This window comes from Roseateles sp. P5_B10 (assembly GCF_056400485.1).
Genome location: NZ_JBFULE010000179.1, coordinates 1 through 8290, shown reverse-complemented (window position 1 = coordinate 8290; position 8290 = coordinate 1). Strand labels below are relative to the sequence as shown.

Sequence of the window (8290 nt, the reverse complement as noted above, 5' to 3'; positions counted from 1 at the left end):
GGTGCTGCGCAGCCAGCCATAGTCCAGCACCGCGCTCCACTGGTAAGGCAGGCGTGCAATTGCTCCGGCGTAGACACGGGTGTTCTTGACCACCTGACGCTGCACCACGCCATCCGGCACGGTGAGGTAGGAGAGCACATCCTGCTGGAAGGGATTCACCGCGGCGCTGGCCGGAACGTATTGAAGGTTCGGCGTCGGCATCGCGAGCGCATTCTTCGAATTGTCCCGTACAAAGTCCACATAGGCTTCGATGCCGGTCGCGAACTCGCGACGGGTGTTGAAGGTGAACGTGGTGGTTTCAGGCGCAGACCAGATCGGCATCGCAGCCTCAAACTGGAGCTGGCCAGCCTTGCCCGCCAATGCCGCGCCGCCATCGCTGGCCGCCCCTGTGTAGTTGGCGGGAACGCTGGTGAATGCCGAAGACAGCGATTTGCCGCTCTTGAGCTGCAAGGGCTGGGTTGAGCAGGTAAAGCCGTCATCGGTTGAGCAGATGTTGGCGCCACCCATCAAGACGCTGGGGTCGGTCGGATCGTTGCGCAGCTGCTGTTGCGCACCCCGTCGGGTGAAATCACGCTGCGATGACTGCAGCACACCGGCATTGGCACGCGAAGCCGAGAACAGAACCTGAGTGCGCCCGCCTTCCAGCGAGAAACCGCCGCTGACGCCCAAGCGGTATTGCCTCACCGCACCATCGAGAGCACCGCCATAGTTGACGTCGACGTCGAACCCGGAGTAATCGCGCTTCAGGATGATGTTGATCACACCACCCGTTGCGCCACCACCATAGATGCCGCTGGCCGTTGCCGGCAGGATCTCGATGCGCTCGATCTGCGACATCGAGATGCCGTTGATATTGGCCTGCTTGAAGGAATCGCCCGCCGAGATGCTGGGCAGCCGGCGCCCGTCAACCAGGACAAGAGTCTGGTCGGAGCCCAGGCCGCGCAGGTCGATGCGTCCATTCGGCGACACCTGCGGACCCAGCTGTGAGGACGTCGTCTGCTGCGCATTCATCGGCAGATAGGTCTGCAGGAAACCCTCGATGGTTTGCGCGCCGCTTCTGGCAATCTGCTCTGCATCAAACACCACATAAGGCTGGATGTCATCGCGGTCGCGCCGGATGTCCACGTTGAGCGTGCGCTTGCCGCGTACCAGGATCGTGGGCATGACCTCGTCAGCGGTGCGCCCGTCGGCGTCGGCCTTGGCCTTGGCTGTGCTGGCCTGATCCTGTGCATGCACCGTGCCGCACACGGCTATTCCCATGGCCAGATTGCCCAAGCCCATCAGCGTCCGAAGACGTCCGCCTTTAACGACAAATCTCATCTGCTTCATCCTCTGATAAGGGTTAATTGATTGGCGAAAGGCTGGCTCTGCCTTGCTCAATCCTGAGAAGGTGCTGGTGAAAGGACGCGACGCTTTCACGGTGAGCCACGGAGATGAGGGCGGCCTTGGGCAAACGTTCGATGATCGTTTTGTAGACGTTCGCTTCCGACTCGGCATCGAGTGCACTGGTGCCTTCGTCAATGAAGAGAAAGTCGGGCTGGCCCAGAATGGCGCGCGCCGCTGCAATGCGCTGTTGCTCCCCGGGCGAAAGGATGCGGCTCCACGGCTGATAAGCGTGCAAATCCAAAATGAGGCGCTGCAGCCCCAGCGCATTCAGGAGGTCGATGTATTGCTCGTCGCTGTAGCGATCCGCCCGATGCGGATAGGCCATCAGGCTGGCAATCGAACCGTTGGGCATGTAATTGCGCTGGGGCAGGAAAGCGACCGACGCGTTGGCGGGAAGATCAACAGACCCGCTGCCGTAGGGCCACAGCCCGGCAATGCTGCGCAACAGTGTGCTTTTCCCGGCGCCCGAAATCCCCTGTACCAGCACGCGCGATCCAGCCGCGATTTCCAGTTCGCCGAGTGCCACCATCGGCTTGCCATCCGGGAAGGTGATGGTGAGACCATGGACGGCAATATGCGGCGCAGGCTTCTCGCTGATCACGATGCCGCTGCTGAAGGACTGCTGCGACAGCGCCTCGTTCAGCAAGCGCAAACGCGCGATGGATGAGCGCCAGGTCGCAATCTCGGCATATTGCGTAATGAACGCACCGATGCCGTTGTAAACCTGGCTGAATGAGGCCGACACGATCTGGATGTCGCCGATCTGCATACGCCCGTCGAGCACGAACGGAATGCACAGCAGGTAGGGCAGCAACATCAACAGAATGTCGGGAAGCCCGGTCGCAATCGCGATGCGCATGTTGGCAACGGTATAGGTGCGCCAGTTCATCACGATCAGCAGGAAGGTGTCGGCCAGCCGCCGACGCTCAAGAGGCGCCGCGCGGACAAAAGCGATCGATTCGCCGTTCTCCCGGACCGCGTGCATCTCCGAACGGAACTGCGCTTCAAGCCGCTGACGAACGACCTCGGCTCGCGTCAGCAGCGCTCCCACCCAATGCACCAGCAAGGTCATTGCCAGCGCAAAGCCAAAGGCGAGGTAGACCAGCAGGCCAGGGATGGGCTCCGTGATCCCGATCGCGGGCACGACCACCGGCGGCGAAAGCCGCCACAGCTGGGACGTGTAGAGAAACACACCGAACAGCGAGGCCAGGATCGACACGCCAATCAAGGTCAGCTTGTCGACAAACAGGTAGACGTCCTCCTGAATGCGCTGCTCTGGATAGTCGAGTTGCGCACGCCGCTCCAGGTGGAAGAAGCGGTTGGCGTTCATCCACCTGTCGAGCAGCGTCGTGGTCAACACGCGGCGCATGCGCATGCGCAGTGACAGGCGCGACCATGTGCCAATGGCAGCCAAGACCGTGGTCACGGCACCAAACATCAGGATCTTGGCGATGATGTCCGGGATGACTTCGGCATTCTTCGCGGCCAGCGCGTTGACCACGTCCGCGAAGGCCAACTGCATCTTCAAGAAGAAGGACATCGCCAGTCCGCTGTGAGCGAACTGATAGGYAATGAGCAGCAAGCCCATCAGCGGGTCGGCCTTGACGTATTGCACGACCAGCGAAGCGCCGTACCGAATGTCAGACCGCAACGACTTGCCACCGCTTTCCTGTGGCATTTCAGTCTTCACTGCATCGACTGCGGAAGGGTCTGTGATGGCGACGTCAGTCATGCTTTGCACCTTCTGCGATATGAGCCGTCATGCCGCGCTCGCTGCGGGGCGCCCGGCGTCCTCGATGAGCCTGCGCAGGCTATCCATCTGGAGGCGCAGCACACCGTCCGACTCCGACTGGGCTTGCTGCTTGGCGGCACTGATGCGCGCCTGCGTTTGCACCTGCATGAGCGTATGCACCGCGTGTTTGGCTTGCTGATCGCGCTCCAGCAGCGTTTCGGTGGGCAGTTGCGACGATTGAGGATCGCGATGGGCGCGGTTCAATTCACGAAGGCCGACCATCGACTGCATCAGGATGTCCCGGTCCTCGCTGGACAGGTAGGGAGCCAGCAGGAACTGGCTCAACTCCTTCATGAAGATCTGGAAGATCGGCACGAATTCAGGCGCGAGCCCGCGCGCCGGCCAAGCCAGGGATTCGACCAGTTCAGACACGGCGTAGCCCCAGGGATCGCCGGGATCCTCGGAGGCACGCAGCGCATCGGCACGCAGGCTGCGCCATTCCTTGGGCACCACTTGCACGCCGGACAGCTCGCGTTCCCACAAGTCGAGAATCCGCTCGGCGCATGCGCGAACGGCCGGTGACACGTGGGCCGACATGGCGAAATCGGGCGCCAAGACACTGCCGAGGAAGCTGTGCATGAAGCGCGGCACCACACCGCCCAGATCCGCGCCAACCGGAATGGCATCCAGCCACTCCATGGCGAATGCCAGGATGACCTCGCTACCCCGCATGGCAAGTCCGAAGGGCGCGTTCTCGTCCTCGCTGAACCCGGCGCCCGCATGGACCAGGCCTTCGCACAAGGCCCCCAGTTCGACCGGCAGGCCGGTGCGCTCGATGAACTCCTCCGGAACCTGCGTTTCAGCCAAGGTTCCCGACAGCGAGACCATCCCGCCATCCGTCCGCCATTTCAGATAGGCCAGCGGAAATACCTGTCCCTGGGCCCACCTGGCGCGAACCCGACCGACCATTTCCGCCTTGCGTGCCGGATCGCCGTGGAATGCGCAGTAATGCGTGGCGCCGCTCATGCCTGCCCGTCCTGATCGAGGAGCGCATCAAGCTCGCTGGCGAGGCGGGTGCGGCTGCGATCATGCAAAGTGGCCGTGGCCTCGCCACCTTTGGCCAGGACAAGATAGGGGATGCCTTGAACGTTGAACTTCTCAGCCAGCGCAGGGCATTCGTCGATGTTGACCTTGACGATCTTCAGGCTTCCGTCGTACATCGGCGCCAAGGCCTCAAGTGTCGGCAGGAGGGTCATGCACGGACCGCACCAGGGTGCCCAGAAATCGATCAGGACGGGAATGTCGCTGCGCGCCACTTCGGCCTCGAAGTCCGCGTCACTGACGGGAGTTATTTGTGCAGTCATTGATCGAGCTCTTGCTGTGATGGGTGTGCCGGCGCGACATGGGGCATCTGGAGGCACGCCCCTGCGATGTGATCGCCTCGCACTTGCCTCGCCAGGCCGCCCGGATTCAAGAATGCTTTTCCTGCGCTCATGAAAGCTCCTCGCATGTCGCTTGACTGGCCATACGCGATAGGCAGATCACCTGGCCGCGTCAGTCAATCAAGCCGTTGTTTTCCGTTACGAGCATAAGGACCCGACTCGTTCGACGATTGCCCGACAGGACGCGGCTTTTTGCCTGACAGTGCAAACTTCAGGAAGCGGGAACAGGGCTTTATGACGTTGGTGTGGAAAGCCGCAGCGTCGGGCAGGCTTTCAAGCGCGGTGGTCCCGTGCGCGCCGTTTCTTGTTGAACCCAACGATGCCATTTGGCGCCCGCCGGGCTGAATGGATGAGTGAGCAGGTGCACGGCCAGGACGTCCACAAGTGGGCAACGGCGATGATGTTGCCGGTCGCACGCAAGCCCCTCGCCGCACGCTTGGCCTGCCGCCTGCCGCCTGCCGCCTGCCGCCTGCCGCCGGGAATGGTGAGGCCCACGAGACGCCCGCCGCCGCGCTAAGCAGTAGGCGATACGACGTGGGCGTTCAGCCTGTGGCGGTTTGGCGGGCTTCGTGCTGCTGCTCAGGCCACAGCGCGATGCCGCCAGCCTGGCTCACCGTGCGCTCGAGGCCGAGGCCGAGGCGGAGGCAGCGCAGCGCCTGGGCGGCCTGCGCACTGCGGTTGCCGCTGCGGCAGAACAGCACCAGCGTGGTGTCGGACTCGGCAGCCGGCCAATCCGGGATCGCGTTGATGATCGAGGACAGCGACACCGCCTGGCGGCGCACCTGCTCGCCAAGTTGCGGCGCCATGCCCAGGCGATTCCATCCGGGCACCGCAGTCCATGGTCTGGTATTCGGTCGGCGCCAGGTCTCTTTCCAGGACGGCCTTGGCAGCTGCAAACGACTTGGCGTCCATGGTGCCGGTCAGGCACGAGGCCGAGAGGGGCTACCGTGCGATCTCGATCTTCAGCGTGCAGGCGTAGCGATCGGCATAGTCGTGGCCCGGCAGCAGCAATGTGTCGCGGCCGACGGCCGCCTCCAACTGCTTCAGCGACGGGCCGAATTTAGCGAACACCGGCGCGGTGGGCGCCAAACCGCGCCAGGGCGAGCCTCGTCGCGTGCGCGTGCTGTGCGAACTTCGAGATCGATGAACCTTGGCGCCGGTCGTAGTGCCGGCCGCCTACGTTGTCGCCAATGCGCCCGCGCCAGTTGTCGTGAGGTCAGCGACCGCTTGTCGGCGGTTAGCGTTAGTTCGAGCGAGGGCAATAAGCGGAAGCAAACGCTGCGGAACCGACCGTCAACCCTGGACTTGTACTTCGGCTTTGGGCACATAGCTGCCCGCCGTCACGCAGCCGCGAATGGGAGCAATCAGCCAGCCTGGAGCTGTCGGCTGGCAGCCGCTTCGCAGCGGGTGCTGCCAGTCGTGGCCTGGTCACGAAAGCACGGTCACAGCTCCATAGCAGTCATCCGAGCGCTGAAACATTTGCAAGGCGCTCCAAGCGCATGTCCAGTTCCGGCCGCGGTAGCCGACGGGCCGCCACGCTGACCTGCCTCGACGCGGTCGCGCCTAGTCCGGTTCGCGGAGCTGGCAGCTGCGCCACACGTCTGGGGACGCAGCGCCGAAGCCGCCGTGCCACTGCTGGTCGCGCTGGTACACATTGCTCGCCCACCATCCTGTTGCGTTTCTTGGGCTGTTCCTGTTCCTCGGTATCACGCGGCCCTATGAACGGCATCAGAGCCCGCTGATCATGCCTTTGTGGACATGGGCTCAATCGCGAGATATTTACGCTCAGCTCATCGATGTGTCCGGACGTTCAGCCACTCGCCACTGCCGCCACCGAAGGTGAATCAGCATGGCTAAGGCGATGGAGAGGAACATGCTGGCGAAAGCCAGCCAAGCGTAGGGGCGCAGCGTGGGGATGCCGATGAGGACGAGGCCGTCGTTGGAGCCGGGAATCAATAGGCTGCCCCAGCCCATCAGCACGCCGCCTGTGAGGCAGCGCAGTACTTGAACGATCAGAGGCCGGGCCGAGCGCCAGCGACCGGCGGTGAGGCCGCCGAGCAGGGCGCCTGCATACAGCGCTAGGAACAGCAGCAGCGGCAACAGGCCTGGACCCTTTCGCGAGGCACCACTCATGCGCGCCAGGTCTGCCAGCACGTCGGTATAGGCCCAGCTGCCGGCCAGCAGCAGCGTGACGACAAAGCTCGCGCCAATGACGATGGTGGCGGCGTGCGGGGACCATACCTTTTCGCCCAGCACCCGCAGGCGGCCCGGCTCCTTCAGTACGGCGAGGCCCGGCCACAGGCGCCAGCATACGTAACCAATGAACAGCGGAGCCAGCAAAGACGCAGGGCCTTCTATCGCTGAGGCGTGGGCCAGCGTCTGCGCGGCGGGGCGTGCGAAGAGGGGCTGCACGCTCAGGCAGCCGGCATAGAAGCCCAGCGGCGTGGCGGCGTAAGCCCAGTCTCCCGAACCCAGGCGGGCGATGGCGCCGAATACGCAGGCCTGGTTGACCCAGGCGCCTAGCCCGAGGAGCGCGCCGCCTGCGACCGTCCAGGCGTTGGACGCGAAACCGGGAGGCATGCTGCCAGCCAGGTGCATGAGCTGGCCGATCGCCAGGCCGCCTGCGACCCAGAGCGACGCCTCCAGCATGGCGGTCAGGCGATGGGCACGGCGGGCGGTGATGACCTCGTCCACTGCCGCCACCATGCAGGTACCGCCGCGCTGGATGGCGAAGCCCATGGCGCCGACACAGAGCAAGGCCGTAAACCAGATGGCAGTCATCCTCTTTCCCGGTTTACACGTGCTCGACCACGCCCTCGATGGGGTCGGTGGGCTCGCGCCAGGGCGAGCGCTCGATCATGCGCAGCGTGTCGGCATAGCCGGCCTCGCGGCGCGCCTTGACGCCGGCCGGCGTGAAATCGATGTCCTTGGTGTGATCCTCGCCCTCCAGGCGGGGCGCCAGCAGGTGGGCCACGTGCATGGTGGTGCCGCAGCCCCAGGACGACAGCTCCTTGACGGTCGGGTCGGCCCGCTTGGACGCCGGCAATTGCTGCGTGAGTTGCCGGATGACGTGGCGCAGGCGGTGGATCTGCTTCTGCCGCGCGATGTGGCTGTCGGCGCGGCTGGCGAACTGGATGTCCTTTTGCCGGCCCATGACCTGCCAGATGGACTCGGGCTCGGGTGCCGTCTGGTGCCACACGTTGACGGCGAAGATCAGCGAGTCGCGACGGCGGCGGTCGTCCAGCACTGCCTCGATGGGTGTGTTGGAGTACAGGCCGCCATCCCAGTAGGGCTCGCCGTCGATGCGCACGGCCGGGAAAGCCGGCGGCAGCGCGCCGGAGGCCATTACGTGCTCGACGCACAGGGCCTCGTGCTCGCTGTCGAAATAGCGCATCGCGCCGGTGCAGGCGTTGACGGCGCCCACTGTCAGCCGTGTGGGGCCGTTCTGCACACCGGCGAAGTCGACCAGCTCGGCCAGCGTCTCGCGCAGCGGCTCGGTGCTGTAGTACGCGGCCGACTCCACGCCCACGTTGGCCCGCACACCGCGCAGCGCGGCCCTGCTGGGCTCGAAGAAGGCTGGGATGCCGCGCATCACCGTGGTCATGTTGGCGACCCAGTTGCCCATGCCCAGCCAGTCCAGCGGGCCGGCGGTGGTGACCGGYTGCTCGACGTGCTGCCAGAAGGCGTTGAGCCGCTCCATGCGGCGCTCGGGCGGATTGCCCGCGATGAG

Annotated in this window: 8 protein-coding genes; all 8 read right to left on the bottom strand. The window is 64.4% G+C overall.

From position 1 onward, the window contains the following. A partial coding sequence (locus AC1DU6_RS13325; RefSeq protein WP_477857677.1) for a TonB-dependent receptor plug domain-containing protein occupies positions 1 to 1320 on the bottom strand: 1320 nt, incomplete at its 3' end. Positions 1321 to 1342: 22 nt separating this feature from the next. Continuing rightward, positions 1343 to 3118 (bottom strand): ABC transporter ATP-binding protein/permease, encoded by a 1776-nt coding sequence (locus AC1DU6_RS13320; RefSeq protein WP_477857675.1) that lies wholly within the window; start codon positions 3116 to 3118, stop codon positions 1343 to 1345. A gap of 27 nt (positions 3119 to 3145) precedes the next feature. Beyond that, positions 3146 to 4144 (bottom strand): hypothetical protein, encoded by a 999-nt coding sequence (locus tag AC1DU6_RS13315; RefSeq protein ID WP_457323968.1) that lies wholly within the window; start codon positions 4142 to 4144, stop codon positions 3146 to 3148. Next, positions 4141 to 4482 (bottom strand): thioredoxin family protein, encoded by a 342-nt coding sequence (locus AC1DU6_RS13310; RefSeq protein ID WP_457323969.1) that lies wholly within the window; start codon positions 4480 to 4482, stop codon positions 4141 to 4143. Before AC1DU6_RS13310 ends, AC1DU6_RS13315 begins: the two co-directional genes overlap by 4 nt. A gap of 620 nt (positions 4483 to 5102) precedes the next feature. Beyond that, positions 5103 to 5390, bottom strand: coding sequence for a rhodanese-like domain-containing protein (locus AC1DU6_RS13305; RefSeq protein ID WP_477857673.1), 288 nt, complete (start codon positions 5388 to 5390; stop codon positions 5103 to 5105). A 112-nt stretch (positions 5391 to 5502) separates the two neighbouring features. Further along, on the bottom strand, positions 5503 to 5631 hold the full coding sequence (locus tag AC1DU6_RS13300) for a hypothetical protein (RefSeq protein WP_457323971.1): 129 nt from the start codon (positions 5629 to 5631) through the stop codon (positions 5503 to 5505). A 714-nt stretch (positions 5632 to 6345) separates the two neighbouring features. Then, positions 6346 to 7341: a YeeE/YedE thiosulfate transporter family protein gene (locus AC1DU6_RS13295; RefSeq protein ID WP_477857671.1), complete on the bottom strand. Its 996-nt coding sequence runs from the start codon at positions 7339 to 7341 to the stop codon at positions 6346 to 6348. Positions 7342 to 7354: 13 nt separating this feature from the next. Beyond that, a partial coding sequence (locus AC1DU6_RS13290; protein WP_477857670.1) for a DUF3734 domain-containing protein occupies positions 7355 to 8290 on the bottom strand: 936 nt, incomplete at its 5' end.

What these genes read in the sequence shown, in the direction of transcription:
- AC1DU6_RS13315 (WP_457323968.1), bottom strand. Translation starts at nt 4,144, where the DNA reads ATGAGCGGCGCCACGCATTACTGCGCATTCCACGGCGATCCGGCACGC.
- AC1DU6_RS13295 (WP_477857671.1), bottom strand. Translation starts at nt 7,341, where the DNA reads ATGACTGCCATCTGGTTTACGGCCTTGCTCTGTGTCGGCGCCATGGGC.
- AC1DU6_RS13310 (WP_457323969.1), bottom strand. Translation starts at nt 4,482, where the DNA reads ATGACTGCACAAATAACTCCCGTCAGTGACGCGGACTTCGAGGCCGAA.